This window comes from Streptomyces sp. NPDC055103, from assembly GCF_053607625.1.
In genome coordinates this window covers 1-25362 of record NZ_JBSGTX010000039.1, presented here as the reverse complement: position 1 = coordinate 25362, position 25362 = coordinate 1, and the positions used below count along the sequence as shown (strand labels likewise).

The window sequence follows — 25362 nt, the reverse complement described above, 5'->3', positions numbered from 1 at the left end:
ACCGACCTGTGACGTCTGCTACGAAGCAGACAGGCTGGCGCGGACACGGCGAAACGCGGCCAGCGGATCCGGCGCGCGCGTGACCGTGCGGCCCATGACCACATGTGAGGCCCCGTCCGCGACGGCGGCCCTCGGTGTGCCGGGACGAGCATGCTCGGCAGCGGACTCGCCGGGCAAGGCGACTCCAGGGGTGACGATCAGGGCGTCGCTCCCCAACGCCGTGCGCAGGGCTGAGACTTCCCGCGGTGAGGCGATCACGCCGTGGCATCCGGCCCGCTCGGCCAGGCCGGCCAACCGCAGCACCTGACTATCGGTGGGGTCGGCAACTCCGATATCGGCGAGGTCGGCGTCGGTCATGCTGGTGACGACGGTGAGGGCAAGGACGCGAAGGTCGGGATAGTCGCGGGCCGCATCGACCGCGGCGGCCAGGATCCCCGTCCCGCCCATACTGTGCACAGTCACCATGGAGACGCCGAGTGCGCCTGCCGCGCGGACCGCACCGGCGACGGAGTTCGGGATCTCGAAGAGTTTGAGGTCCAGGAACACCTCATTGCCCTGGGCAACGAGGTGTTCCACGAACTGGGGCCCGACCGCGGTGAGGAGTTCCAGGCCGACCTTGTAGAAGCGGCACTCGTTGCCGAGCTGATCGACGACAGCTTGAGCGGCTGGGAGGCTGTCGCAGTCCAGCGCGACGATGATCTGACGGGTCGTGTTCATGACGCCATTGTGATCTCGCGCCGTCGACCGCTTCGCACCGCCCCGTTCTCGCTCGCCTGGACCACCCTGGAACAGGACCCTCGCGACACCATGAACGTTTCCGGTCGCAGCACTGGCGCGCGCTTCGCGCGCCTACAGGGAGGTTCGGCCCGTGGTCGAGGCGAAGCCCAGCCAGGTGTGGCGGTTGCCCCACCAGCACCAGCCGACCTTCGGGGCGTTGCGCCGCTCGCGGCCGTCCCGGCCCGTGCCGTTGCTGATCCAGATCGCCGGCGTACGGGCGTCCAGGGCGCCCTTCGGCTTGCGCAGCCGGGAGCCGATGGTCATGAAGCAGCGGTTCCGTTCGAGGGCGGCCGGCTGCTGGAGCACCCAGTGGATGCCCTCGGTGAGGACGAACGGGGAGCGGGCGTCCTTGACGAGGGCGGGCAGCGCCTCCTCCGGGCTCCAGTTGGCCAGGCGGTCGCCGCGGTCGACGCCGGAGACCAGGTAGAAGGGCGCGTCGGGGAGCTCGATGTCGTACGGCGCGAAGTCGTCGACGTCAGGCATGTCGACCACGACGAAACCGGGCTTGCCGTCGCGAAGGAGCAGCGGGGCGAGCGCGGAGGCCGGGGCACGGTCCGGGTGGACGGCGAGCAGAGCGTCACCGTCGTGCTCGCCGCCGGAGGCATCGGCGGCGAACGACCGCAGCGCGTCGGCGGACACCCCGGCGATCTCGTGCACCCCGAGCTCGATCAGACGCTCGGCCTGCGCGGCGAGCGGCGGGAGCGAAGGCAGGGCGGCGGTGGACGAGACGTCGGTGGACGAAGTGTCGGGCAAGGTACTCCTCTGGCAAGGTGCGGAGCGGTGGACGAAAGGTCAACGGGGCGGCCTCCGGGAATGTTCCCCGCCGCGGCCTCGGACCGTCGCTCCTTCCCCCGGCCCCCGCACGGCACTTACCGGCCCACGAGCTCCCGCAGCAGCTTGGCCGCCACCGTCGTCCCGCCCGGACGGACCATCGCGGCGGCCACGGCTGACGCCAGGGCACGCGTCTCGGGAGCCAGGGCCGTCCGCAGCGCGGCCGCCACGGACTCGGCGCTCGGGGCCGGACCGTCGTGTGCCGCGCCGATGCCGAGCTCGGTCGGATCCACGCGCCGGTCTGCACCACGCCGAGGTCCGTCGGCTCCCACGGCGACAGGACCGGGTCCGTGGCCAGCCACGGGCGGTCGGTGAAGGTGTAGTCACGGACGCCGTCCACGGGCGGCAGACCCGTCGGTGATTCTGCCGTGCTCCCGGCTCTGCCGTACGCCGCTGATTCCGCGGTACGTCCCCGGTCCGCCGTCCCGGGAGCGGTCACTCGATTGGTTGGACCCGCCTCGCCGGTCCGCCGACGCTCCAGCAGGCTGAAGCCGTGACGACGGAACCGGGACGCGCCCAGGTGGATCCGCGATGAGTCCCGGCGGATCCGAGGCGAGCCCCGGTGGCCCCGGGACGAGCCCCGAGCCGCCCCTGGACCCGACCGTCTTCGACGGTGCCGTCGCCGCCGTCGCGCTGCTCGCGGGCCCCGAGAGCCGCCTCCTCTACACCAACTCCGCCTTCACGAGGATGTTCGGCGCCCGGCGGCCGGGCCTGCTCGCCCGGGAGGCGTTCGCGGATCCCGACGGCGGGCGGTTCCTGTCGGTCCTGGACGAGGTACGGGCCACCGGGCGGGCCCGGCAGGTCACCGGCGCGCGCGAGCCCGACCGCGGAGCCCCCTCACAGGCGCGGTACTTCGTGTACTCCTGCAGCCCCGTGACCACCGCCCAGGGCGACGGCATCCTCGTGGTGGCGATGGACACCACCGCCGAGACCTTCGCCCTGCAGCGCTACCGCGCCCTGGTCTCCGCCGTGTCGGTGATGGTGTGGGTCATGCACGCCGACGGGACCATGGAGGAGATCGTCCCCGGTTGGGAACGGCTGACCGGCATCCCCTGGCATCCGCGCGCCGACGAGGGCTGGTACACGCACATCCACCCCCGCGACCGCGACAGGCTCAGCGCCGGCTGGCGCGACAGCGCGACGCGCGGCGCCGGCGGCGTCTTCCAGTGCACGTTCCGCGTGCGGGCCGCCGACGGCTCGTACCGCCACCTGTCCACGCGCGGCGTGCCCGTCGTGCGGGAGGGCCGCGTCGCGGAGTGGATCGCCGCCACCGTCGACATCGAGGACACCTGGCGCGCGCAGCTGCGGGAACGGCTCCTCGCCCAGGTCGCGACCGTCACGGGGCAGAGCCTGGGGGAGGCCTTCGGCGAGGTGGTGAAGATCGTCGTCCCCGAACTGACCGACGCCTGCCTCATCCTCCTGCTCTCCCACGAGGAGTGGCCGCTGCCCGAGCACGCCCGTGTCACCGCCCGGCGGGTCGCCTCCGCCACCCGTCCCGGACTGCCGGCGCCGCCGGCCCTGCTCGGGCAGAGCGTCACCGTCACCCGGACGGTCCGCGAGGTCCTGGAGCTCCGAGTCCCCCGTACCTTCGACATCCCCGCAGACGGCCCCGTCCCGTCCGAGCTCGTGCCGACCGTCACGGAGCGGTGGCTCGCCGCCTCGGGAGCCACGAGCGTCACCCTCATCCCGCTGGTCGTCGACGACACCGTCCTCGGATACGCGGCCACCAGCACCAACGGCGACTCCCCGCCCCTCGGCCCGACCGAGACGGACCTGCTGCGCGAGGTCCTCCACCACGCCCAGCAGCCCATCCGCAAGGCGCTGGACCTCCAGCGCGCCCGGCGCACCGCGCTCGCCCTCCAGCGCGCCCAGCTCACCCGGCCGCCCGCCGTCGGCGGGGCGCGCCTGGCCGCCTCCTACCAGCCGGCCAGCTCGGCCAACGAGATCGGCGGCGACTGGTACGACGCGTTCGTCCTGCCCGACGGCACGCTCGTCCTCGACGTCGGCGACGTCGTCGGACACGACCTCGCCGCCGCCACCGCGATGACCCAGATGCGCAACATGCTCCGCGCCCTGGCCTACAGCCGCGAGCCCGGCGTCTCCCCGGCGGACGTGCTCGTCCGGTTCGACGAGGTGGCGGAGGGCCTGGGCGCGGCGCCCTTCGCGACGGCCGTCCACACCCAGCTGCGCCGACTGCCGGACCACCGGTGGTCCTTGAGCTGGTCGAACGCCGGGCACCCGCCGCCCCTGCTGATCCCGGCCCGCGGCGACCCGGTCTTCCTCAACGGTACGGAGGCGGACCTGCCGCTCTGCGTCGACCTCGGCGTCCCGCGCGGCACCCACACCCGGGTCCTGGACACGGGGGACACCCTCCTGCTCTACACCGACGGCCTCGTCGAGACCCCCGCGGCCTCGCTCACCGACGGACAGCGGCGACTGGCCCGTGCGGCGGCCCGTCACCGGGGGGCGGTGCTGCCAGGACTGCTGCACGAACTCCAGAGCCTCTCCGACCATCGCGACGACACGGCGATGATCGCCTTCCGCGTCGACCCGTCCGAGTCGCCGTAATGCCATATACCGCAGATACTTCCCGAAACGGCCAAGATCGGTCCTCGGGACGGAGACGGCGATGGACGACTACCCCTTGCTCAACCTCTTCTGGACCATGCTCTGGTTCTTCCTCTGGATCATGTGGCTGTTCCTGCTGTTCAAGATCATCTCGGACATCTTCCGGGACCACGAGCTGAGCGGCTGGGGCAAGGCGGGCTGGCTGATCCTCTGTCTGCTCCTTCCCTTCATCGGCGTCCTCGTCTACGTCATCGTGCGCGGGACCGGCATGACCCAGCGGGAGACGGCGCGCGCCAGGGAGGCCGAGGCGGCGTTCCAGGACTACATCCGCAAGTCGGCGTCCGGCTCCTCGGGCGGGTCCGGCTCCGCCGGCGGCGGAGCCGACGAACTCGCCCGGCTCGCCGACCTGAGGGAGCGCGGGGCGCTCACCGAGGAGGAGTTCCAGAAGGCAAAGGCGAAGCTCTTGACCTGACGGGGACCGAAGCGGAGGGCGGGACCGAAGCGGACGGCGACGGTAGGCAGAGGGTCGACGGCGAAGGCCGGCGGAGAGGGGCAGGAGGCGGCATGGAGTGGAGGCAGCGGCTCGAGCGTCTGCGGACCGGCGCCGAGCAGCGCTTCCCCGTGCTGACCGAGCTCACCGGCCGGCTGCTGTCCGCGAACCTCCTGGACGCGGGGACCAGGCTTGCCGCACAGGCGTTCCTGGCCTCGGTCCCCCTCCTCTTCGCCTTCGCGGCCTTCGCCCCGCACGGCGTCCGCGACCAGCTGAGCGAGTCCCTCCGCGCGATGTTCGGCCTCAGCGGGGAGTCCGACGAGCAGTTCCAGCAAGTGCTGTACTCCTCGGCCGGCGACGAGCTGCGTGAGACGACCGGCCTGGTCGGGGCGGTGGTCGCCCTGGTGTCGGCGACGAGCTTCAGCCGGGCCATGGCCCGCGTCTGCGAGCGTGCATGGCGGCTGCCGAGGGCCAGGACCCGGATCGCGGCCTGGCGCTGGGTGGTCTGGCTCCTCGTCCTGCTTCTGGTCGTCGTGTTCCAGGGTCCGATCCGGAACGGCTTCGGCGCCGGCGCCCTGGTAGGTGTCGCCCTCACCTTCCTGGTGGCCACCGGCGTCTGGCTGTGGACCCAGCACCTGCTCCTCGCCAAGCGCGTCGCCTGGCTGGCGCTCCTGCCCGGGGCGCTGCTGGCCGCCACCGCCACGACCACGCTCGGCCTGACGGCCCGGCTCTACGTGCCGGGCGCGGTCGACAGGGCCATGGGGGAGTACGGCGCCTTCGGCCTCGTGCTCGTCATGCTGTCGTGGCTGATCGTGGTGTGCGGCGCGGTCACCTTCGCGGTCACCATCGGTGCCGTCGTCGCGGGGGAGCCGCCGCTGAACAGATACGTGATGCGCGAAGGGAGCGTCGCGCCCGCGGCCGTGGAGGAGGGTGGAGACGCCGTTCATCGGTCGGCCACGGGTCCGTTGGTGCCGTGAGGGCCGGTGCCGGCGTCCCGTTCAGGAGGGATGCCGGCACCCGGCCGTCGAACACCCTCAGCTCCGCCCGGACTCGCGGGTCGTGCACGTGGTTCGATCCGCCGGACACCAGTGGGTGCGGCCGCCGACGAGGTGGAGTTCGAGGTCGGCGTCGCGCATGCCGTTGCGGTCGAGCGCCGCGCGCAGGGCCGTGGGGGCGGGCTGCGGCGGCAGGCCGAGGGCCCCGATCACGACGATGCCGTTACGGGCCTCGACCGAGGCGATCTGCCAGCTCCTGTCGGCGGCCCACCGGTCCGCGACGGGCCCGGCGTCCGCCGCCAGGGCCTGGTCGCGGGCGACCGACAGGGTCCCCGTGGTGAGCGGCACCGCGATGAGGAGCAGGACGGCGCCGACGGCGAAGAGGGTCGCCCCGCGGAACTCGCCCACGGTCATGGCGGCCTCGCGCGCCCCCGTGCGGACTCCGTACGCCAGGAAGACGACGGTGCCGGTGGCGACGATGGCGGCGACGTTGGTGGCGAACAGCAGCGCGGACTCTCCGGCGTCGTGGTAGCGCTGGACGCTGATCAGCAGACCGGTCACGGCGAGCGGCGGTACGAGGGAGATCGCGATCGCGACACCGGGAAGCGTGTCGGAGATGTCCGTCCGCACGAGCGCGATCGCCCCGACGGTGCCCGTCGCCAGCGCGGCGAGGAGGTCGATCAGCCGGGGGCTGATGCGTGAGGACACCTGGCTGTTGGACGCGAACGCGTCCGGTGGCGAGACGATCCAGCCCAGCAGCATCCCGATGAGCACGACCGCCGCCGCTCCGCCGAGGACGAGGAGGGCGCTGCGTACGAGATGCTCCCGGTCGGCCAGGACCAGCGAGAGCGCGCTGCCGAGGATGGGCGTCATCAGCGGGGCGACGATCATCGCGCCGATCACCGTCGCCGTCGAGTCGCCCACCACGCCGGCGCCGGCGATGACCGCCGCCAGTACCAGCAGGACCCAGAACCGCGTCGAACTCCGACTGCGCCAGGCCCTTTAATGAAGAGGGCGTCGGTCATGCGCCGAGCCGCGCTCGCGTCCACACCTGCCATGGATCCCCGTCCTTCGAGTCGTCAGTTGCCCGATTCCGCAGGCCCGTCAAGCATGCGACAAAAGGAATGATCCGGGGCGAAGTGATCTTTGGTGGGCGCGACACGGTCGCATCTCGACCTTGTCTGGCATGGGTGGGTGACCCGCGACCGTCGAAGGTCGCGTCCGGCGGCTCCGGGGTCACTGCGCCGGTGTGACACCTGCCGGTGTGACACCCGCCGGTGCGACATCCGCCCACAGGGCGGTGGCGTCGGGGGAGAGCGGTACGGCCGCTCCGCCGCCCGGCGCGTGCTCGTCCGCGTCCCACCACACACCCTGGCCGGGCGTGAGGACGGGCCCGTCCGTGCCCGCCTGCCAGCGTCCGCCGAGGACGTAGAGGACTCCGGCGTGCCCGGCGGCCGGCTCGACCGGTCCGGTGACCCGTTCGACCCGGGCCGTCGAGTGTCCGCGCCGCACCATGATGTTGAGCACCCGGCAGGCGCCGCCCGGCAGTTCGGCGGCGAGTGCGAGGTCGCCGGAGAACGCGAACGGCTCGCCCACGTGCGCGAGGAGCCGGTCGAACACCCCCGGGCAGGTCAGCCGTACGCCGTCGCCCGACAGCAGGGTGAGTGTCCGGTCGACACCCGGGAACGCGGAGAACGGCCCGTCCCGGTCGATGTCGGCGATGCTCGCCCGCCACCCGAACTCCTCGCCGCCCACCGGCCGCGAGGCGATCTGCCTGGTCGCGCCCCCGTCGTTGCGCCACCGGCCCGCCGCCAGGGTCTCGACATCGAAGTGGTGCATGGGAGGACTCCTGATCCGCGTCCGGCAAGGGTGTGGATCATACGGCGAGGCGAAGGGGCCGCCCTGCCTGTACGGATGGTTGACGAAAGGTCTGGACCAACCTACGGTCTCCTGAAGCGCGCGCCATGCCTAGGACCACCCCCCCCACGTCCCAAGGAGCACGCATGCCAGCCCCTCGGATCCCCCGCGTCCTCGGAGCGGGGCTCGTCACCCTCCTCGCAGCCGCCCTCGCCGCCCCCGCTCCCGCCGCCGCCGACAGCGCGCGGCCCGCGGCACGGACCACCGTCTCCGCCCCCGCTCCCGCCGCCGCGGACACCTGTGCCCCCAAGCCGAAGCCCGCCGGGAAGGTGCTCCAGGGGTACTGGGAGAACTGGGACGGCGCGGCCAACGGCGTCCACCCGCCCTTCGGCTGGGCGCCCATCGACGACCCGCGCTTCGCGGCCTACGGCTACAACGTCATCAACGCCGCCTTCCCCGTGATCCGTTCGGACGGGACGGTGCTGTGGGAGGACGGCATGGACAACACCGTCCGGGTGGCCACCCCCGCGGAGATGTGCCGCGCCAAGGCGGCCGGTGCGACCGTCCTGATGTCGATCGGCGGCGCCGCCGCCGGCATCGACCTGAGCTCGCGCGCCGTCGCCGACCGCTTCGTCGCGACGGTCGTGCCCCTCCTGCAGAAGTACAACTTCGACGGGATCGACATCGACATCGAGACCGGCCTGGTCGGCAGCGGCGCCATCGGCACGCTCTCCGCGTCGCAGGCCAACCTCGTGCACATCATCGACGGAGTCCTCGCCCGCATGCCCGCCGGCTTCGGACTGACGATGGCGCCGGAGACCGCGTACGTCACCGGCGGCAGCGTGGCCTACGGGTCGATCTGGGGCGCGTACCTGCCGATCATCAAGAAGTACGCCCACAACGGGCGCCTGTGGTGGCTCAACATGCAGTACTACAACGGCAGCATGTACGGGTGCTCGGGCGACTCGTACGCCGCCGGAACCGTCGCCGGGTTCGTCGCGCAGACCGACTGCCTGAACCGCGGCCTCGTCATCCAGGGCACGACGATCCGCGTGCCGTACGACAAGCAGGTGCCCGGCCTCCCCGCCCAGCCGGGCGCGGGCGGCGGCCACATGGCACCGTTGACCGTCGCCCAGGCCTGGAACCACTACGGCGGCGCGCTCAAGGGCCTGATGACCTGGTCGGCGAACTGGGACGGGTCGAAGAACTGGACCTTCGGCGACAACGTCAAGGCCCTCCAGGGCCGATAACGGCAGCATCACCCGGCCCGCCCCGGGCCGCGGCCCGGGTGACGCCGTCGCGGTTTCCGCAGGTCGTGCCGGTGTCGCGACGGCCCCGGGGTTACGGTCGGCGCCATGGAAGGTGAACGTCAGGGCTGGCTCCGGTGTCTCCTCGCCGGGGCCGTGTTCGTCGTGTGCATGGCCGGCACCACACTGCCGACGCCGCTCTACCCCCTGTACCAGGAGAAGTTCGGGTTCTCCGAGCTGACGGTGACCGTCGTCTACGCCGTGTACGCCTTCGGGGTCATCGGCGTCCTGCTCCTTGCGGGCAACGCCTCGGACACGATCGGCCGACGGCCGACGCTGCTCTGGGGCCTGGGATTCTCGGCGGCCAGCGCCGTCTGCTTCCTCTGCGCCAGCAGCGTGGACTGGCTGTACGCCGGCCGGCTGCTGTCCGGTCTGTCGGCCGGCCTGTTCACCGGTGCCGCCACCGCCTACGTCATGGAGCTGGCCCCGCGCGGCGGCGGCTCCCGTGCGACGTTCGTGGCGACCGCCGCCAACATGGGAGGGCTCGGCTGCGGCCCGCTGCTCGCGGGCCTGCTCGCCGAGTACGCCCCCGAGCCGCTGCTCCTGCCGTTCGCCGTGCACCTCGCCCTCGTGCTCCTCGGCGTCCTCGTCCTGCTGTGGCTCCCCGAGACCGTACGGGAGCGCCGGCCCCTCACCGCCGTACGGCCGCAGCGGCCCGCGCTCCCCGCGCAGGTGAGAGCGGTGTTCGTCCCGGCGGCGATCGCGTCCTTCGTGGGCTTCGCCCTCTTCGGCGTGTTCACCTCGGTGAGCCCCGCCTTCCTCGCCCGCTTCCTGCACGTGGACAACCACGCCGTGAGCGGCCTGGTCGTGGCCCTGGCCTTCTTCGCCTCGACGGCAGGACAGCTCGCCGTGGACCGCGTCGGGGTGGCGCGCTCACTGCCCCTGGGCTGCGCCGTGCTCTTCGCCGGCCTGGCCCTGCTCGCGGGGGCCCTGTACACGGACCTCCTGGTGCTCGTCGTCCTGTCGGCGGTGGTGGGTGGCGTCGGACAGGGCCTCGCCTTCCGCGCCGGCCTGTCCTCCGTCGCCGCGGCCGCGCCGGCGGACCGGCGCGCCGCGGTGATCTCGACCCTGTTCGTGGTGGCGTACACGGGCATCTCGATCCCCGTGATCGGCGTGGGGCTCCTGGCCGATCCGCTCGGACTCGAAGGGGCGGGACTGGTCTTCATCGCCTGCATGCTGCTGCTCGTCGCGTCGGCCGCCGCCTACCTGGTCCGACGGCCGGTACGGGCGAGGACCCCCTGACCGCTCGCGGTCACCGTGGCGCCGTGGCCGCGCCCAGGCCCAGGTCGGCCGCCAGGCGGGTGCGGTGCCAGGCCGGCGGGCCGAAGAGCTGGGACGAGCCGTGGGCGCGCTTGAAATAGCGATGGGCGTCGTGCTCCCAGGTGATGCCGATGCCGCCGTGCAGCTGGATCATCTCGCCCGCCACCGCCGAGAACGCCTCCGAGCAGGCGGACTTGGCGGCGGCCGCGTAGCGTGCCGACCCCGGCGTCCCCTCGGCCGCCGCGAACGCGGCCCCGAGCGCGACCGAGCGCGCCGACTCCACCAGGACGTACGCGTCCGCGAGCCGGTGCTTCACGGCCTGGAAGGAACCGATGGGCCGGCCGAACTGCACGCGCTCCCCGGCATAGGCGACGGTGAGTTCGAGGCAGCGCGAGGCGGCGCCGACCTGCTCGGCGGCGAGCGCCACGCAGGCGAGGTCGAGGACGTGCCGCAGCACCCGCTCGCCGTCGCCCTCCGCCCCGATCAGCCGCCCCTCCGCCCCGGCGATGGCCAGACGCGCCTGACCGCGCGTCGCGTCCATCGTCACCGCCGGCGTGCGGTCCACCCCCGATCCGTCCCCGGACACCTCGAAGAGCGAGACGCCCGCTCCCGTCCGGGCGGCCACGAGCAGCAGGTCCGCTCCGGCGCCGTCGAGGACATGCTCCTTGACGCCGGTGATCCGCCAGCCCCCGTCGGGCCCCGGGGCGGCCTCGGCCCGTACGGCCGCCGGGTCCCAGGAGCCGTCCTCGGCCCAGGCCAGGGCCCCCACCACGGCACCCGACGCGAGCCCGGGCAGCAGCTCCGCGCACGCCGCCGTGTCGCCCGAGGCGAGCAGGGCCTGCACCACGAGCACGGCGGAGCCGAGGTACGGGACGGGGCTCAGCTCCCGCCCCAGCTCCTCCATCACCACATGGACCTCGCGCGCCCCGCAGCCCGCGCCGCCGTACTCCTCCGGAACGGCGAGCCCCGCGACGCCGATCTGCTCGGTCAGCGGCCGCCAGGCCGCGTCCCCCGCATGGCGGCCGAGCAGCCCCCGTACTGCGGACCGCAGTTCTTCCTGTTCCTCTGTCAGCCTCATGCGCTCTGCTCCTTTCCGTACGGCTCGACACGACGTGATGCGGCGGAGGGGGCGGGGCTCGCCGCCGGGTCCTCCGCCGAGAGGTCCCGGCCCCGGGTCTCGGCGGTGCGCCAGATGGCCAGCGCCGTCACGAGCCCGCAGACGAGCGCGAGCACCGCGAGGGGAGCGCTCCGCGCGTCGCCCGGCCCGGCAAGCAGGCTGCTCGCGAACAGCGGGGTGAAGCCGCCGCCGATCAGCGCGGCGAGCTGGTAGCCGAGGGAGGCACCGGTGTAGCGGACCCGGGTGCCGAACATCTCGGAGAGCAGCGGGCCCAGCGGCGCGTACATCGCGGACTGCACCACCTGGCCGACGACCATGCCGAGGACGAGCAGGGCGGGGGACCTGGCGTCGACGAGGGCGTAGACCGGGAAGGCGAGCAGGACGACGCCCGTCGCGCCGCCGAGGACGACGGCCCGGCGGCCCACGCGGTCGGAGAGCGCGGAGAACAGCGGAATGGTCACCAGACCCGCGACCGACGTGAAGACCAGGCCCGTCATCACCTCGGAGGTGGCGTACCCGATGCTCGTCGCGTAAGTGAGCATGTACGTGCTGATCAGCGCCGTCAGGGCGAAGGGACCGATGCCCACGGCACACGCGAGCACGAGGTTCCGCGGCCTCCGCAGCACCTGCGCCAGCGGCACGCCGGGCTCCTTGACCGCCTCGTCCGCCCGCGCCGCCTGCCGGAACAGCGGGCTCTCCGTGATGCTGACGCGCACGTACAGGCCGATGGCGAGGAGCACCGCGCTGAAGAGGAACGGGACGCGCCAGCCCCAGGAGTGGAAGGACTCGCGGGGGAGCAGGGTGGTCAGGGTGACGGCGACCGTCGAGAGGAGGAAGCCGATCGGGGACCCCATCTGCATCACCCCGCTCCACAGGCCGCGGCGGCGCGGGTCGGCGTGCTCGACGACCATGAGCGTCGCGCCGGCCCACTCGCCGCCGATCGCGAGGCCCTGGACGACGCGGAGGAGCACGAGGAGGACGGGCGCCGCGACACCGATGGTGTCGTACGTCGGCAGCAGCCCGATCAGGAGACTCGCCACCCCCATGAGGACCATCGTCAGGACGAGCATGGACTTGCGGCCGAGCCGGTCGCCGAAGTGACCGAAGACGGCCCCGCCGAGCGGCCGCGCCACATAGCCGGCGGCCAGCGTCCCGAAGGCGGCGACGGTGGCGACCGTGGGATCGGAGTCAGGGAAGAACAGCGGGCCGAAGACGAGCGCGGCCATCGTGCCGTACAGCAGGAAGTCGTAGTACTCGATGACGGTGCCGAGCAGACTCGACAGGGCCACCCTGCGCAGCAGCGCGGGGTCCGAAGGTCTCTCGGGGGTGTGCGGAGACGGTGCGGAGGACATGGGGGCTCCCGGGTGCGGTGGGGAAGCGGGGGATCGGTGAGCGATGTACGGCGTGATGCGTGGCGAGCGGTGAGCGGTCCGGTGTCGTGCGGCCCGTCCGCGGCTCGCTCTCCCGGTCGGGTGGTCCGGGCGAGCGAGCCGGTGGCGTCAGAGGGCGAGCACGCGGGCGCGGCAGGCGGAGGGCGTGCCCCAGGCCTCGCGCAGGGGACGTGCCTTGCGGATCCACAGGGACAGGTCCAGCTCGTCCGTGTAGCCGACGGCGCCGTGCAGTTGCAGGGCCGCGCGGGCGGCGGTGTACGCGGCGTCGCCCGCCGTGACCTTCGCCGCGGCGATCGCGCGCCCGGCCTCCGCGACGTCCTGCCCGGCCAGGGCCAGCGCCGCCGAGTGGAGCAGGGGCCGGGCGAACTCCAGGGCGACGAGCGTGTCGGCCAGGCGGTGCTTCACCGCCTGGAACGAGCCGATGGCGACCCCGAACTGGGTGCGCTGCTTGACGTACGTCACGGTCCGGTCGAGCAGCGCGCGGCCGACGCCCAGGGCCTGGGCCGCGGTGACCAGGGCCGCCACGTCGGCGGCGTGCGCGGCGGCGGCGGCCACCTCGGGCCCCCTGGCCAGGACGCTGCCGCCGAGGGGCCGGGCCAGCCGGCGCGCGGGGTCGGCGGACGGCTGGACGGGCCCGGAGCTCTCCGTCAGGCGCAGGGTGTCGCCCTCCACGACGAGTACGGCGTCGGCCGCGTCCGGGTCCAGGGCGTACGGGCCGCCGGCGGCCGGTGCGCACAGGGAGACGACCGCCTTGCCGGAGGCGATGCGCGGCAGCCACGCCGCCGCCGTCTCGTGATCGCCGAGGCGGTCGAGGAGCGCGGCCGCGGCGACCGTCTCGACGAGCGGACCGGGGACGGCGTGGCGGCCCAACTCGGTGAAGGAAACGACCAGTTCGACCGGCAGCGGGCCGAGTCCCTCGTGCGGCTCGGGGACGGCGAGGGCGAAGACCCCCGCGTCCGCGAGCCGGGACCAGAGCGCGCGGCCCGGCCCGCTGTCACCGGCGGCCCAGGCCCGTACCGCTCCCGGGGTGTCGGACGCCGTGAGCATGGCGTCCAGCGAACGGGCGAACTCCCGCTGCTCGTCGTCGAGGAGGAACCGCATCACCGGCGTCCCTTCGGCAGGCCGAGCAGCCGCTCGGCGATGATGTCGCGCTGGATCTCGTTGGTGCCGGCGTAGATCGGCCCGGCGAGGGAGAAGGTGTGGCCCTCGGCCCAACTGCCGTGGGCAGGGGCCTCCGTGGCTTCGTCGGACAGCTCGCCGTACGGGCCGAGCAGGTCGAGGGCGGTCTCGTGGAGCGCGATGTCCAGCTCGGACCAGAAGACCTTGTTGAGGCTGGACTCGGCGCCGATCGACTCTCCCGCGGCGAGGCGTGAGGCATTGGCGTAGGTGAACAGCCGGTAGGCGCGCGCACCGATGACCGCGTCGGCGACCCGGTCGCGCAGGGCGGTGTCCGACGGGTCGGCGCCCTCCCGCCACAGCTCGGTGAGGCGTGAGGCGGCGGCCGTGAATCGGCCGGGGCTGCGCAGCGTGAGCCCCCGCTCGTTGCCCGCCGTGCTCATGGCGACCCGCCAGCCCTGCCCGGGCGCGCCGATCACGTCCTCGTCGGGCACGAAGACCTCGTCGAGGAAGAGTTCGGCGAAGGCGGGCTTGCCGTCGAGCCGCCCGATGGGCCGTACGGTCACCCCGTCCGCGGCCAGCGGGAACATCAGATACGTGAGGCCCTGGTGCGGCTTCGCCGCTTCCGGGTCGCTGCGGAAGAGGCCGAAGGCGCGGTCGGCGAAGGCCGCCCGCGACGACCAGGTCTTCTGGCCGCTCAGGAGCCAGCCGCCCTCCGTGCGGACGGCGGTGGAGCGCAGGCTCGCGAGGTCGGAGCCGGACTCCGGTTCGGACCAGGCCTGGGCCCAGATGACCTCGCCGGAGGCCATGGAGGGGAGGATCCGGGCGCGCTGCTCGTCGGTGCCGTGCTCGAAGAGGGTGGGGGCGAGGAGGTTGATGCCGTTCTGGCTGACGCGGCCGGGCGCCCCCGCCGCGAAGTACTCCTCCTCGAAGATCAGCCACCGGAGGACGGACGCGCCCCTGCCCCCGTACTGCTCGGGCCAGGAGACAACCGACCAGCGGTCCGCGAAGAGGGTCCCTTCCCATGCCCGGTGGGCGGCGAAGCCGTGCTCCGTCTCCAGGGAGGGCAGGGGAGCCGTGGGTACGTGGGCGGTGAGCCAGGCGCGGGCCTCGGCCCGGAAGGCGTCCTCCGCCGTGGTGAAGTCGAGGTCCATCAGGCGTCCTCCGCCGTGGTGAGGTCGTGGTCCATCAGGCTCCCGCCGCCTTCATCGCCCGGATGTCCATGCCGCCCAGGGAGTCGGGCGCGGTCTCGGCGTTGTGCGCGTGCGCGAGGTGGTGCAGCCCGAACACCGAGTCCATACCGGTGTGCATGCCCTGGAGGTCCTCGGCCTGGTTGACCGCGCGCTTGGTCAGGGCGAGGCCCATGCGCGGCATCTCGGCGATCCTGCCGGCCAACTCCATGGTCCGGTCGGTCAGTTCCTCGCGCGGTACGACACGGTTGACCATGCCGACCTCGTAGGCGCGAAGGGCGCTCATCCGGTCGCCGGTGAAGAGGAACTCCTTCGCGACGCGCGGGGGCATCACCCACGGGTGGGCGAAGTACTCGACGCCGGGGATGCCCATGCGGACGACCGGGTCGGCGAAGAAGGCGTCCTCGGAGGCGACGATCAGGTCGCACACCCAGGCGAGCATCAGGCCGCCCGCGACGCAGGCGCCCTGGACCGACGCGACCATGGGCTTGGGCAGTTCGCGCCAGCGCCGGCACATGCCCAGATAGACCTCGGACTCCCGCGCGAACCGGCTCTCCGCGCCCTCCTTGTCCGAGTGGTCCCACCAGAGCCCCGCCCTGCGCTCGAACGGCAGGTGCGCGTCACGCTCAGGGGTGCCGATGTCGTGCCCGGCGGAGAAGTGCTTCCCCGCCCCGGCGAGCACGACGACCTTGACCTCGCTGTCGTCGGCCGCGCGGTAGAACGCCTCGTCCAGGGCGTACGTCATCGCGGAGTTCTGGGCGTTGCGGTAGTCGGGCCGGTCCATGGTGACGACGGCGACGGGGCCGACGCGTTCGTACCGGACAGGCGTGGTGGACGTGGCCGTGGCCGTGGACGTGGACGTGGCCGTGGATGCGGACGTGGATGCGGACGTGGATGCGGTGCGGGCAGCAGACATTCGCCCTCCTTCCCTAACAAGTGTTTGGTAGGTTAACGTACGGCCATGAGCAACGTCGAGGAGTTCCGCGCAGAGTTCCGCAGCTGGCTGCGCACCCACCTCACCGGCGAGTTCGCCGCCCTGCGCGGGCGCGGAGGCCCCGGTCGGGAGCACGAGGCGCATGCCGAACGCCTCGCCTGGGAGCGGCACATGGCCGCCGAGGGCTGGACCTGCGTCGGCTGGCCGAAGGAGTACGGCGGACGGGGCGCGACCCTCGAACAGCAGGTCGCCTTCCACGAGGAGTACGCCCTCGCCGACGCCCCCGCGCGCGTCGGCCACATCGGCGAACAGCTGCTCGGACCCACCCTCATCGCCTTCGGCACGCCCGAGCAGCGCGAGCGCTTCCTCCCGCCGATCGTCGCCGTCGAGGAACTGTGGTGCCAGGGTTACAGCGAGCCGGACGCCGGATCGGACCTGGCGAACGTCCGGACCCGCGCCGAGCGGGACGGCGCGGACTGGGTGGTCACCGGCCAGAAGATCTGGACGTCGCAGGCGCACGAGTCCGACTGGTGCTTCGTCGTCGCCCGCACCGAGCCCGGATCGGTCCGCCATCAGGGCCTGTCCTACCTGCTCGTCCCCCTGCGCCGGCCCGGCGTCGACATCCGGCCCATCGTCCAGCTCACCGGCACCTCGGAGTTCAACGAGGTGTTCTTCGACGGAGCCAGGACCGACGCGGCGAACGTCGTCGGCGCCCCGGGTGAGGGCTGGAAGGTGGCCATGGCCACCCTCGGCTTCGAGCGGGGCGTCTCCACCCTCGGCCAGCAGGTCGGCTTCCGCCGCGAGCTGGAGGCCGTCACCGAACTGGCCCGGGGCAACGGCGCGGCCGCCGACCCGCTGATCCGCGACCGCCTCGCCCGGGCCTGGATCGGCCTGGAGACCATCCGGTTCAACGCCCTGCGCATGCTCGGCGGCGTCGCGGCCGGAGCCCCCGGCCCCGAGGCGTCCATCGGGAAGATCTTCTGGGCCACCTGGCACCGGGAGCTCGGCGAACTCGCCATGGACGTCTGCGGAGCCGGCGGCATGCTGGCCGCCGGCGAACCGTACGACCTCACCGACTGGCAGCGGCTCTACCTCTTCTCCCGCTCCGACACCATCTACGCCGGATCCAACGAGATCCAGCGGAACATCATCGCCGAGCGCGTCCTCGGCCTGCCCAAGGAGGTCCGCCCGTGACCCGCACACCACCCCCCTACGTCCCTGGGCACGGGCTGCTGGCCGACCGGAGCGCCGTCGTGACCGCCGCGGCCGGCGCCGGCATCGGCGGCGCCACCGCCAGGCGGCTCCTGGAGGAAGGCGCACGGGTCGTCCTCTCGGACGCCCACGCCCGTCGGCTCAAGGAGTCCGAGGCCGAACTGGCCGCGGAGTTCGGCGCCGACCGCGTCGCCGCCCTGCCCTGCGACGTCACCGACGAGGCGCAGGTCGCCGCCCTCCTCGACCTCGCCGAGGAGCGCCACGGCCGCCTCGACATCCTCGTCAACAACGCCGGCCTCGGCGGCACCGCCGACCTCGTCGACATGACCGACGAGCAGTGGGACAAGGTCCTCGACGTCACCCTCAACGGCACCTTCCGCTGCACCCGCGCCGCACTGCGCCGCCTGAAGGCCGCGGGCACGGGAGGCGTCGTCGTCAACAACGCCTCGGTGGTCGGCTGGCGGGCCCAGAAGGGCCAGGCCCACTACGCCGCGGCCAAGGCCGGCGTCATGGCGCTCACCCGCTGCGCCGCCCTGGAGGCCGCCGCGTACGGGGTACGGGTCAACGCCGTCTCGCCGAGCCTGGCCATGCACCCGCACCTCGCGAAGGTCACCACCCCCGAGCTCCTGGCGGAACTGACCGCACGCGAGGCGTTCGGGCGGTACGCCGAGCCGTGGGAAGTGGCCAACGTCATCGTGTTCCTCGCCAGCGGGTACTCCTCGTACCTGACCGGGGAGGTCCTCTCGGTCAGCAGCCAGCACCCGTGAGCCGTCGACCGTGGTGAGCCCGGCGCCCGAGCGGCGCGACGAACTCCTCGCCACCGCCGCCGAGGTCTTCGCCGCCCAGGGGTACGACGCCACCACCGTCCGCAAGATCGCGGACGCGGCGGGCATCCTCGCCGGCAGCCTCTACTACCACTTCGACTCCAAGGAGTCGATGCTCGACGAGATCCTCTCCGGCTTCCTGAACGAGCTCTGGGCGAGGTACGACGCCGTACTCGCCTCCGGCCTCGGCCCCAGGGAGACCATCGAGGCCCTCGTCACCGAGTCCTTCCGCGAGATCGACCGGCACCGCGCCGCCGTCGCCATCTACCAGCGGGAGTCCCGGCACCTGCGGGAGCAACCGCGCTTCGGCTACCTCGACGACTCGCAACAGCAGTTCGAGAGGGCCTGGCTCGGCACGCTGGAGCGCGGGGTCGCGGCCGGGGTGTTCCGCGCCGACCTCGACGTCCGGCTGACGTACCGCTTCGTGCGCGACACCGTCTGGGTCGCCGCGTCCTGGTACCGGCCCGGGGGGCAGCACAGCCCGGAGGAGATCGCCCGCCAGTACCAGTCCATGGTCCTCGAGGGCGTCGCACTCCGTACATGACATGCCATGACAAGACATGACCCACGTCCACGTCCACGTCACGCGACGTGGCGTGGCGTGGCGTGATCGACGTTCGTGAGACAGGAAAGAGGAGCGGCCATGGCCGAGGCATACATCATCGAAGCGGTCCGCACCCCCGTCGGCAGGCGGAACGGCGGGCTCGCCGCCGTCCACCCCGCCGACCTCGGCGCCCACGTGCTGAAGGCGCTGATGGAGCGCGCGGGCGCCGACCCCGCCGCCGTCGAGGACGTCGTCTTCGGCTGCCTCGACACCGTCGGCCCGCAGGCCGGCGACATCGCCCGCACCGCCTGGCTGGCCGCGGGCCTGCCGGAGGAGGTGCCCGGTGTGACCGTCGACCGGCAGTGCGGATCCTCCCAGCAGGCCCTGCACTTCGCCGCGCAGGGAGTCCTGTCCGGTACCCAGGACCTGGTGGTCGCGGGCGGCGTGCAGAACATGTCCCTCGTCCCCATCGCCTTCGCCAGCCGCCAGGCCGCCGCGCCGCTCGGCCTGACCGACGGTCCGTACATCGGCTCCGAGGGCTGGCGTGCCCGCTACGGCGACCAGCCCGTCAACCAGTTCCACGGCGCCGAGCTCATCGCCACGAAGTGGGGCATCTCCCGCCGGGACATGGAGGAGTTCGCCCTGCGCTCGCACCAGCGGGCCGCCCGCGCCATCGACGAGGGCCGCTTCGCACGGGAGATCGTGCCGTACGGCGACGTGACCACCGACGAGGGCCCCCGCCGCGACACCACCCTGGAGAAGATGGCGGGCCTGAACCCGGTTGTCGAGGGCGGCCGGCTGACCGCCGCGGTCTCCTCGCAGGTCTCCGACGGCGCCTCGGCGATGCTGATCGCCTCGGAGCGGGCCGTACGGGAGCACGGCCTGACGCCCCGCGCCCGCGTCCACCACCTCTCCGTCCGGGGCGAGGATCCGATCCGCATGCTCTCCGCGCCGATCCCGGCCACGGCGTACGCGCTCAAGAAGGCCGGGATGACGCTCGACGACATCGACCTGGTGGAGATCAACGAGGCCTTCGCCTCGGTCGTCCTCGCCTGGCTGAAGGAGACCGGCGCCGACCCGGACAAGGTCAACGTCAACGGCGGGGCCATCGCCCTCGGCCACCCGCTCGGCGCGACCGGCACCAAGCTGACGACCACCCTGCTGCACGAGCTGGAGCGCACCGGCGGCCGCTACGGCCTGCAGACGATGTGCGAGGGCGGCGGCCAGGCCAACGTCACCATCATCGAGCGCCTCTGAACGACGGCCGCCACAGGAACATGCCCGCCGGGGTGACGCCACCCCGGCGGGCATGTTCCTGCGGTCCGAACCTCAGCCGGTGGCGCGCGGCAGCGACTCCAGCGTCGCCCGCGCCTCCGCCATGATCCGGTCGACGAGCTCGGCACACGACGGCAGATCGTCGATGAGCCCCGCGACCTGACCGGAGGCCATCACCCCGAGATCCGTCCGGCCCTCCACCATCGAGGCCTTGAGCAGCATCGGGGTGTTGGCCGCCAGCAGGATCTGGCTCCAGGTCATCTCCTTGCCGTGCTTCATCGCCAGACCGTCCCGGATCATCCGCGCCCAGCTCGTCTCCGTCTCACGGCGGAAGGCGGCGGCGTGCCGGACCGCCCGCAGCAGCGAGGCGGCCCGGCCCGAGCGCTCCAGCGCGTCGACGAGCTCCGTGCGCAGCATGCGGTGCGGCAGACCGTCGACGGCGGTGGTGACGGTGACGTCCTGGACCGCGGCGGCCAGATAGCGGGCCTTCACCGCGTCCGGCACTGTCGAGTCGGAGGTGAGCAGGAAGCGGGTGCCCATGGCGACCCCGGCCGCGCCGTGGGCGAGCGCCGCGACGAGCCCGCGCCCGTCGCGGAAGCCGCCGGCCGCGATCACGGGGATGTCCACGGCGTCCACGATCTGCGGGAGCAGGACCGTGGTGGCGACGCTGCCGGTGTGACCGCCGCCCTCGCCGCCCTGCACGAGCACCGCGTCGGCGCCCCACGCGGCGACCTTCTCGGCATGCCGCTTGGCCCCGATGGAGGGGATCACGACGACGCCCGCGTCCTTGAGCCGCGCGATGAGCTCGCGCGAAGGGGCGAGTGCGAAGGAGGCGACCCGTACGCCCTCGTCGATGATGATCTGCACGCGCTCGCCCGCGTCCCCGGCGTCCGCGCGCAGGTTCACGCCGAAGGGCGCGTCCGTACGCGACCTGACCTCGCGCACCGCCGAGCGGAGCTGGTCGACGGTCATGGTCGCCGACGCGAGGATCCCGAGCGCGCCCGCGGCGGCGGTCGCCGAGACCAGCCGGGGACCGGCCACCCACCCCATGCCGGTCTGGACGAGGGGGTGCCGCACCCCGACCAGCTCGGTGAGGCGGGTGGCGATCGTGACGTCGCTCATGCGGGAACCTCGCGGTAGCGCAGCCCCTTCGGGTCGATCTCCTCGCGGATCAGCCGCAGTTCCTCGGCGGTGGGCTCGCGGGTGTACGGCACCTCGTCGGGAACGGTGAGCGCGAACCCGGTGGCCTCCGCGACCTGCTCGACGGTGACACCGGGGTGCAGCGAGCGCAGCCGCATGGTCCGGTCCGGGGTGTCGAAGTCGAAGACGCCCAGATCGCTGACGACCTCCGGGACGCGGTGGTAGCGGCTCGCGGAGGGGCCGGCCGCGGCGGCGCGGTCGTAGCCGACCCCGGAGACCATGTCGACCCGCTCGACGAAGACCCGCGCCGAGTGCTTGGGGACCCAGTAACTCGTCGGGTTGTTCAGGGTGTTGACCGGTGCGCCGCGGACGCCGAGCAGCTGCCGCTTGGGTCGCGCCCAGTCGCCGATGCAGCTGATGTTCTGGTTGCCGTACCGGTCGATCTGGCTCGCGCCCATCATCACGTGCCGCCGCCCGGTGCTGACGAGGGCCAAATGCTGGCGGTACGGCAGCCAGCCCTCCACCACTCGGGGCGGTGCGCCGAGAGCCGGTGCGTCGCCGATGAGCAGCGCCTCGCCGTCGGTCAGGAGCAGGTCGGGGGAGAAGGTGAGCCGCGCGAGCCGGGCCCCGATCATCGGGACGGTGCCCATCGGGGAGGCCAGGATCTCGCCCGCGTCCCGCCAGGCCTCGGCGCACGCCACCACGCAGTACTCGGCCTTCGTCGCCTTCGTCGCTTCCGTCGTGCTGCTGCCGCTCATGCTTCCCCCTCGTGGAACGCCGCCACCGCGGCCTGGTACGCGTCCTCGTCGCCGGACAGGAACCGCTCGGTGAAGGCCCGCCAGGCCTCCGGATCGCGAGCGGCGGCGACGTAGGCGCGCTGGAACGTCTCGTCGCGGTCGTAGTCCGGCGCGCAGGAGGTGAAGTGCGCGCCGTTCGGGGTCTCGACGACACCGTTCACGAACGCGCGCTTCACGAGCAGCGACTGCGGTCCCGAGTCCTTCAGCAGCTCGGAGGTCTCCACGATCCGCTCGCACGAGACGTACGCGGCGTCCGCGGCCTCGCAGAACAGATCGTCGAAGTACGGGTCGGGGCCCAGGTACTGGCCGTTGCCGTGGGCGTCGGCGCGGTTGAGGTGGACCAGCGCGGCGTCCAGGCGCAGCGCGGGCACGGCGACGAACTCCTCACGGTCGTCGTACGGCGAAGTCACCGTACGCAGCGCTGGGTTGACGCTCATCAGGTCGGAGCCGAGCCCGGCCCGGACGGGCATGAAGGGCAGACGCTGCGCGGCGGCGGTCAGCCCCCACATGACCATGGCCTCGTCCAGCTCCACCATCTCGAACGCGCCGTTCTGCCGGGCCGCCACGAAGTGCGGCTCCAGCGGGACGGAATCCAGGGTGGCGAAGGCGGCGACCAGCTTGCGGACCTTCCCGGCGGCGGCGAGCAGCCCGACGTCCGGGCCGCCGTAGGAGACGACGGTCAGATCGGTGAGGTCCGAACGCAGCAGCGCCCGGACCAGAGCCATCGGCTTGCGCCGCGAGCCCCAGCCGCCGATGCCGATCGTCATCCCGCTCTCCAGGCGGCCGACGACCTCCTCGGCGGTCATCGTCTTGTCCCTGCTCACGACTGCTCCTCCTTGACCGTCTTGTGCGTGGGGTGCGCCGCCTCCGTGCCGAAGGTGTCGCGGACCCGGTCGGCGACACCACTGAGATTGGCCTCGAAGGTGAAGCCCTGCTCGAAGCGGTAGCTGCGGTGGACGTCCACCGGGTCGATGCCGTTGATCGCGGCCTTGGCGAGCCGGATCAGCTGCCCGTCCTTGGCCGCGATCTCCCGGGCCAGCTCAAGGGCCTCCTTCCGCAGCCCTTCGCGCGGGACGACCCGCCACACCGAGCCGTGCCCGAGCAGCTCCTGGGCGGTGATGGTGCGCGAGGTGTAGTACAGGGCCCGCATCAGATGCTGGGGGACCAGCCGGGAGAGATGGGTGGCCGCGCCGAGCGCGCCACGGTCCAGCTCGGGCAGGCCGAAGGTCGCGTCGTCGGAGGCGACGACGACGTCGGCGTTGCCGACGAGACCGATCCCGCCGCCCAGGCAGAAGCCGTGGACGGCGGCGACCACCGGCACCTCGCAGTCGTAGACGGCGGCGAACGCCTCGTAACAGCCGCGGTTCGCGCCGAGCAGGGCGTCGTGCCCGCTCGTGCGCTGGATTTCCTTGATGTCGACGCCGGCGTTGAAACCGCGCCCCCCGGCGGCCAGCACCACGCAGCGCACCTCGGGGTCGGCGCCGGCGGCGCGTACCGCGGCGGCCAGGTCGTACCAGCCCTGTACGGGAAGGGCGTTGACCGGGGGGAAGTCCACGGTGACGACGGCGATGCCCTCTTCCGGGGCGGAGGTGGAGACACCCATGAGCAGATCAGCTACCTTTCCACCTAACGTTTGTTAGGTGGAAGATAGCAGCGGTTCGCGCGCTGCGGGAGGTACCCATTGGCAGCGATCATCGATCTGACGGGATCCGTCGCCGTCGTCACCGGCGGCACACGGGGTGTCGGCGCGGGAATCACCCGCGCCCTGCTGGAAGCCGGTGCGGAGGTCGTGACCTGCGCGCGACGGCCACCCGACGCACCCGTCGGGGCGGCGGGGCGCACGGCCCGCTTCCTCCCCGTCGACCTGCGCGACCCGGCGGCGGTCGCCGGATTCTTCGAGCGGGTCCGCGACGACCACGGACGGCTCGACACCCTCGTCAACAACGCCGGCGGAACGCCGTTCCGGATGCTCGACGAGGGAGGGGCCGAGCGACAGGCCCGCGTCGTCGAGCTGAACCTCGTCGCCCCGCTGACCGCCTCCCTCGCCGCGTACGAGGTGATGCGCCACCAGGCCGGGGGAGGGTCGATCGTCATGATCGGCAGCGTCAGCGGCACCCGCCCGTCACCGGGGAGCGCGGCCTACGGAGCCGCGAAGGCCGGACTCGACAACCTCGCCCGCTCCATGGCCGTGGAATGGGCACCCCGGGTCCGGGTCAACACGGTCGTCCTCGGCATGGTGCGCACCGAACTGTCCCACCTGCACTACGGGGACGAGGAGGGTGTCGCCGCCGTCGGCCGGACCGTCCCCCTCGGCAGGCTCGCCGAGCCCGCCGATATCGGCGACGCCTGCGTCTTCCTCGCCTCCGACCGCGCCGCCTACATCAGCGGCGCCAGCCTGCACGTCCACGGCGGCGGGGAACGCCCCGGCTTCCTCGACGCCGCCACCGTCAACCACTGACGGTCGCTCACGGCCCGAGCCACCCCGAAGCTCATCCCTCATCGCTCATCCCTCATCGCTCAGCGAAAGGAACACACCATGCCAGGACTGTGCAGCGGACGCGTCGTCATCGTCACCGGGGCGGGCCGCGGCCTCGGCCGCGCGCACGCGCTCGCCTTCGCCGCCGAGGGCGCCAAGGTCGTCGTCAACGACCTCGGAGTCGCCCCGGACGGCAGCGGAGGAGGCGCGGGCCCCGCCCAGCAGGTCGTCGACGAGATCACGGCGGCGGGCGGGGAAGCCGTCGCCCACGGCGGCGACATCGCCACCGCCGACGGCGCGGCCTCGCTGATCACCACCGCCCTTGAGGCCTTCGGCCGGCTCGACACGCTCGTCAACAACGCCGGGTTCCTGCGCGACCGCATGCTGGTCAACCTGGACGAGGACGAGTGGGACGCCGTCATGCGCGTCCACCTCAAGGGCCACTTCCTGCCGCTCAAGTACGCCACCGCGCACTGGCGCGCCGAGGCCAAGGCCGGCCGGACGCCCGAGGCGCGAGTGATCAACACCAGCTCGGGTGCCGGTCTCCTCGGCAGCGTAGGCCAGGGCAACTACGCCGCCGCCAAGGCCGGAATCGTCGGCCTCACCCTCGTCGCCGCCGCCGAGGCGGGACGTTACGGCGTCCAGGTCAATGCGATCGCCCCCGCCGCCCGCACCCGGATGACCGAGCGGACCTTCGCCGAGACGATGGCCGCCCCCGAGGGCGACGCCTTCGACGCCATGGCCCCCGAGAACGTCTCCCCCCTCGTCGTCTGGCTCGGCTCCGCCGCCTCCGCCGGAGTGACAGGACGGGTCTTCGAGGCCGAGGCCGGCCGGATCACCGTCATGGAGGGCTGGCGGCCCGGCCCCACGGCCGACAAGGGCGCCCGCTGGACACCCGCGGAGGCCGGCGACACGGCGCTGAAGCTCCTCGCCGAGGCGGAGCCCCCGCAGCCCGTGTACGGGGCACGCTGATCGATCTCCCCACCCTGCGGGGCGGACTCGCGGCCTCAGGCCACGAGCCCACCCCGCGGCGCGTTCCGCTCTCTCGGCAGACCCTTCGCGCCATGTTCCGCCCCCTGCGGGTCCTTCCGCCCCGCGTTCCACCCCCTCCGGGGGGCCTTTCCCGCTCACCGGGAAACGGCGCTCCCCGCGCTCATCCGTACCGGCCTAGACGAGTCATTCCGAATGATCAGTGGTCGTAGGCGATCAGTGATCGTGTGACCGGCTGGCGGGTCTTGTGGTTGTGCCAGATCGCGGCGGC

General features: G+C 72.8%; 26 protein-coding genes. 12 read left to right on the top strand and 14 right to left on the bottom strand.

Going from position 1 to position 25362, the window contains the following annotated elements; genetic code table 11:
• Positions 1-18: 18 nt before the first annotated feature.
• The 3 genes from pyrF to ACWFR1_RS23755 form a co-directional block, all read right to left on the bottom strand.
• Positions 19-717, bottom strand: coding sequence for an orotidine-5'-phosphate decarboxylase (pyrF, locus tag ACWFR1_RS23765; protein ID WP_453554258.1), 699 nt, complete (start codon positions 715-717; stop codon positions 19-21).
• Between the two features lie 132 nt (positions 718-849).
• The gene (locus ACWFR1_RS23760; RefSeq protein WP_453554256.1) at positions 850-1530 is read right to left on the bottom strand and encodes a DUF5701 family protein; all 681 of its coding nucleotides are present in this window, start codon (positions 1528-1530) and stop codon (positions 850-852) included.
• Positions 1531-1646: 116 nt separating this feature from the next.
• Complete coding sequence (locus tag ACWFR1_RS23755) at positions 1647-1841, bottom strand: hypothetical protein (protein WP_453554254.1); 195 nt, start codon at positions 1839-1841, stop codon at positions 1647-1649.
• A gap of 298 nt (positions 1842-2139) precedes the next feature.
• Between ACWFR1_RS23755 and ACWFR1_RS23750 the strand changes: the two genes are divergently transcribed.
• From ACWFR1_RS23750 to ACWFR1_RS23740, 3 genes are all read left to right on the top strand, one after another.
• Positions 2140-4176: a SpoIIE family protein phosphatase gene (locus ACWFR1_RS23750; protein WP_453554252.1), complete on the top strand. Its 2037-nt coding sequence runs from the start codon at positions 2140-2142 to the stop codon at positions 4174-4176.
• A 61-nt stretch (positions 4177-4237) separates the two neighbouring features.
• Positions 4238-4648, top strand: coding sequence for an SHOCT domain-containing protein (locus ACWFR1_RS23745; RefSeq protein ID WP_453554250.1), 411 nt, complete (start codon positions 4238-4240; stop codon positions 4646-4648).
• 92 nt (positions 4649-4740) lie between these two features.
• Positions 4741-5643 (top strand): YhjD/YihY/BrkB family envelope integrity protein, encoded by a 903-nt coding sequence (locus ACWFR1_RS23740; protein WP_453554249.1) that lies wholly within the window; start codon positions 4741-4743, stop codon positions 5641-5643.
• Between the two features lie 57 nt (positions 5644-5700).
• Here ACWFR1_RS23740 and ACWFR1_RS23735 read toward each other — a convergent pair whose 3' ends face one another.
• Positions 5701-6585: a DUF389 domain-containing protein gene (locus tag ACWFR1_RS23735; RefSeq protein ID WP_453554247.1), complete on the bottom strand. Its 885-nt coding sequence runs from the start codon at positions 6583-6585 to the stop codon at positions 5701-5703.
• Here ACWFR1_RS23735 and ACWFR1_RS23730 point away from each other — a divergent pair.
• Positions 6524-6667, top strand: a complete 144-nt coding sequence (locus tag ACWFR1_RS23730) for a hypothetical protein (RefSeq protein WP_453554362.1) — start codon at positions 6524-6526, stop codon at positions 6665-6667. The two genes, ACWFR1_RS23735 and ACWFR1_RS23730, sit on opposite strands and share 62 nt — an antisense overlap.
• A 230-nt stretch (positions 6668-6897) precedes the next feature.
• Here ACWFR1_RS23730 and ACWFR1_RS23725 read toward each other — a convergent pair whose 3' ends face one another.
• Positions 6898-7500 carry a HutD/Ves family protein gene (locus ACWFR1_RS23725; protein ID WP_453554245.1) on the bottom strand — a complete coding sequence of 201 codons (603 nt, stop codon included), beginning with the start codon at positions 7498-7500 and terminating at the stop codon, positions 6898-6900.
• Positions 7501-7664: 164 nt separating this feature from the next.
• On the opposite strand from ACWFR1_RS23725, the gene ACWFR1_RS23720 reads away from it, so the two are divergent.
• Together ACWFR1_RS23720 and ACWFR1_RS23715 are read left to right on the top strand one after the other, a co-directional pair.
• Entirely contained in the window at positions 7665-8768 is a 1104-nt protein-coding gene (locus ACWFR1_RS23720; RefSeq protein WP_453554243.1) for a chitinase, read from the top strand.
• 105 nt (positions 8769-8873) lie between these two features.
• The gene (locus ACWFR1_RS23715; RefSeq protein ID WP_453554241.1) at positions 8874-10067 is read left to right on the top strand and encodes an MFS transporter; all 1194 of its coding nucleotides are present in this window, start codon (positions 8874-8876) and stop codon (positions 10065-10067) included.
• Positions 10068-10077: 10 nt separating this feature from the next.
• On the opposite strand, the gene ACWFR1_RS23710 is transcribed toward ACWFR1_RS23715, so the two are convergent.
• The 5 genes from ACWFR1_RS23710 to ACWFR1_RS23690 all read right to left on the bottom strand — a co-directional run bounded on the left by ACWFR1_RS23710 (position 10078) and on the right by ACWFR1_RS23690 (position 15815).
• Entirely contained in the window at positions 10078-11163 is a 1086-nt protein-coding gene (locus ACWFR1_RS23710) for an acyl-CoA dehydrogenase family protein (RefSeq protein WP_453554240.1), read from the bottom strand.
• Positions 11160-12554 carry an MFS transporter gene (locus ACWFR1_RS23705; protein ID WP_453554238.1) on the bottom strand — a complete coding sequence of 465 codons (1395 nt, stop codon included), beginning with the start codon at positions 12552-12554 and terminating at the stop codon, positions 11160-11162. The genes ACWFR1_RS23710 and ACWFR1_RS23705 overlap by 4 nt, the downstream gene beginning before the upstream one ends.
• 147 nt (positions 12555-12701) lie before the next feature.
• Complete coding sequence (locus ACWFR1_RS23700; RefSeq protein WP_453554354.1) at positions 12702-13694, bottom strand: acyl-CoA dehydrogenase family protein; 993 nt, start codon at positions 13692-13694, stop codon at positions 12702-12704.
• Entirely contained in the window at positions 13694-14863 is a 1170-nt protein-coding gene (locus tag ACWFR1_RS23695; RefSeq protein WP_453554236.1) for an acyl-CoA dehydrogenase family protein, read from the bottom strand. The genes ACWFR1_RS23700 and ACWFR1_RS23695 overlap by 1 nt, the downstream gene beginning before the upstream one ends.
• Before the next feature lie 34 nt (positions 14864-14897).
• Positions 14898-15815, bottom strand: a complete 918-nt coding sequence (locus ACWFR1_RS23690; protein WP_453554234.1) for an enoyl-CoA hydratase — start codon at positions 15813-15815, stop codon at positions 14898-14900.
• A 45-nt stretch (positions 15816-15860) separates the two neighbouring features.
• Here ACWFR1_RS23690 and ACWFR1_RS23685 point away from each other — a divergent pair, with 45 nt between their 5' ends.
• From ACWFR1_RS23685 to ACWFR1_RS23670, 4 genes are all read left to right on the top strand, one after another.
• The gene (locus tag ACWFR1_RS23685) at positions 15861-17027 is read left to right on the top strand and encodes an acyl-CoA dehydrogenase family protein (protein WP_453554233.1); all 1167 of its coding nucleotides are present in this window, start codon (positions 15861-15863) and stop codon (positions 17025-17027) included.
• Complete coding sequence (locus ACWFR1_RS23680) at positions 17024-17812, top strand: SDR family oxidoreductase (protein WP_453554231.1); 789 nt, start codon at positions 17024-17026, stop codon at positions 17810-17812. The genes ACWFR1_RS23685 and ACWFR1_RS23680 overlap by 4 nt, the downstream gene beginning before the upstream one ends.
• Before the next feature lie 13 nt (positions 17813-17825).
• Positions 17826-18413 carry a TetR/AcrR family transcriptional regulator gene (locus ACWFR1_RS23675; RefSeq protein WP_453554352.1) on the top strand — a complete coding sequence of 196 codons (588 nt, stop codon included), beginning with the start codon at positions 17826-17828 and terminating at the stop codon, positions 18411-18413.
• 99 nt (positions 18414-18512) lie between these two features.
• On the top strand, positions 18513-19670 hold the full coding sequence (locus ACWFR1_RS23670; protein ID WP_453554230.1) for an acetyl-CoA C-acetyltransferase: 1158 nt from the start codon (positions 18513-18515) through the stop codon (positions 19668-19670).
• A 72-nt stretch (positions 19671-19742) separates the two neighbouring features.
• Here the strand turns inward: ACWFR1_RS23670 and ACWFR1_RS23665 are convergent, their stop codons facing one another.
• Genes ACWFR1_RS23665 through ACWFR1_RS23650 form a run of 4 tightly spaced genes read right to left on the bottom strand, consistent with a single transcriptional unit; the run spans position 19743 to position 23228 of the window.
• Entirely contained in the window at positions 19743-20810 is a 1068-nt protein-coding gene (locus ACWFR1_RS23665; protein ID WP_453554229.1) for an NAD(P)H-dependent flavin oxidoreductase, read from the bottom strand.
• Positions 20807-21586: a CoA-transferase subunit beta gene (locus ACWFR1_RS23660; protein ID WP_453554227.1), complete on the bottom strand. Its 780-nt coding sequence runs from the start codon at positions 21584-21586 to the stop codon at positions 20807-20809. The genes ACWFR1_RS23665 and ACWFR1_RS23660 overlap by 4 nt, the downstream gene beginning before the upstream one ends.
• Positions 21583-22431 carry a CoA transferase subunit A gene (locus tag ACWFR1_RS23655; protein WP_453554350.1) on the bottom strand — a complete coding sequence of 283 codons (849 nt, stop codon included), beginning with the start codon at positions 22429-22431 and terminating at the stop codon, positions 21583-21585. Before ACWFR1_RS23655 ends, ACWFR1_RS23660 begins: the two co-directional genes overlap by 4 nt.
• A 14-nt stretch (positions 22432-22445) precedes the next feature.
• Complete coding sequence (locus ACWFR1_RS23650) at positions 22446-23228, bottom strand: enoyl-CoA hydratase family protein (RefSeq protein ID WP_453554225.1); 783 nt, start codon at positions 23226-23228, stop codon at positions 22446-22448.
• 78 nt (positions 23229-23306) lie between these two features.
• Here ACWFR1_RS23650 and ACWFR1_RS23645 point away from each other — a divergent pair, with 78 nt between their 5' ends.
• Both ACWFR1_RS23645 and ACWFR1_RS23640 read left to right on the top strand, forming a co-directional pair.
• A complete protein-coding gene (locus tag ACWFR1_RS23645; protein ID WP_453554224.1) occupies positions 23307-24083 on the top strand; it encodes an SDR family oxidoreductase in 777 nt (258 codons plus the stop codon).
• A gap of 78 nt (positions 24084-24161) precedes the next feature.
• Positions 24162-25073 (top strand): SDR family oxidoreductase, encoded by a 912-nt coding sequence (locus tag ACWFR1_RS23640; protein ID WP_453554222.1) that lies wholly within the window; start codon positions 24162-24164, stop codon positions 25071-25073.
• Positions 25074-25362 lie beyond the last annotated feature (289 nt).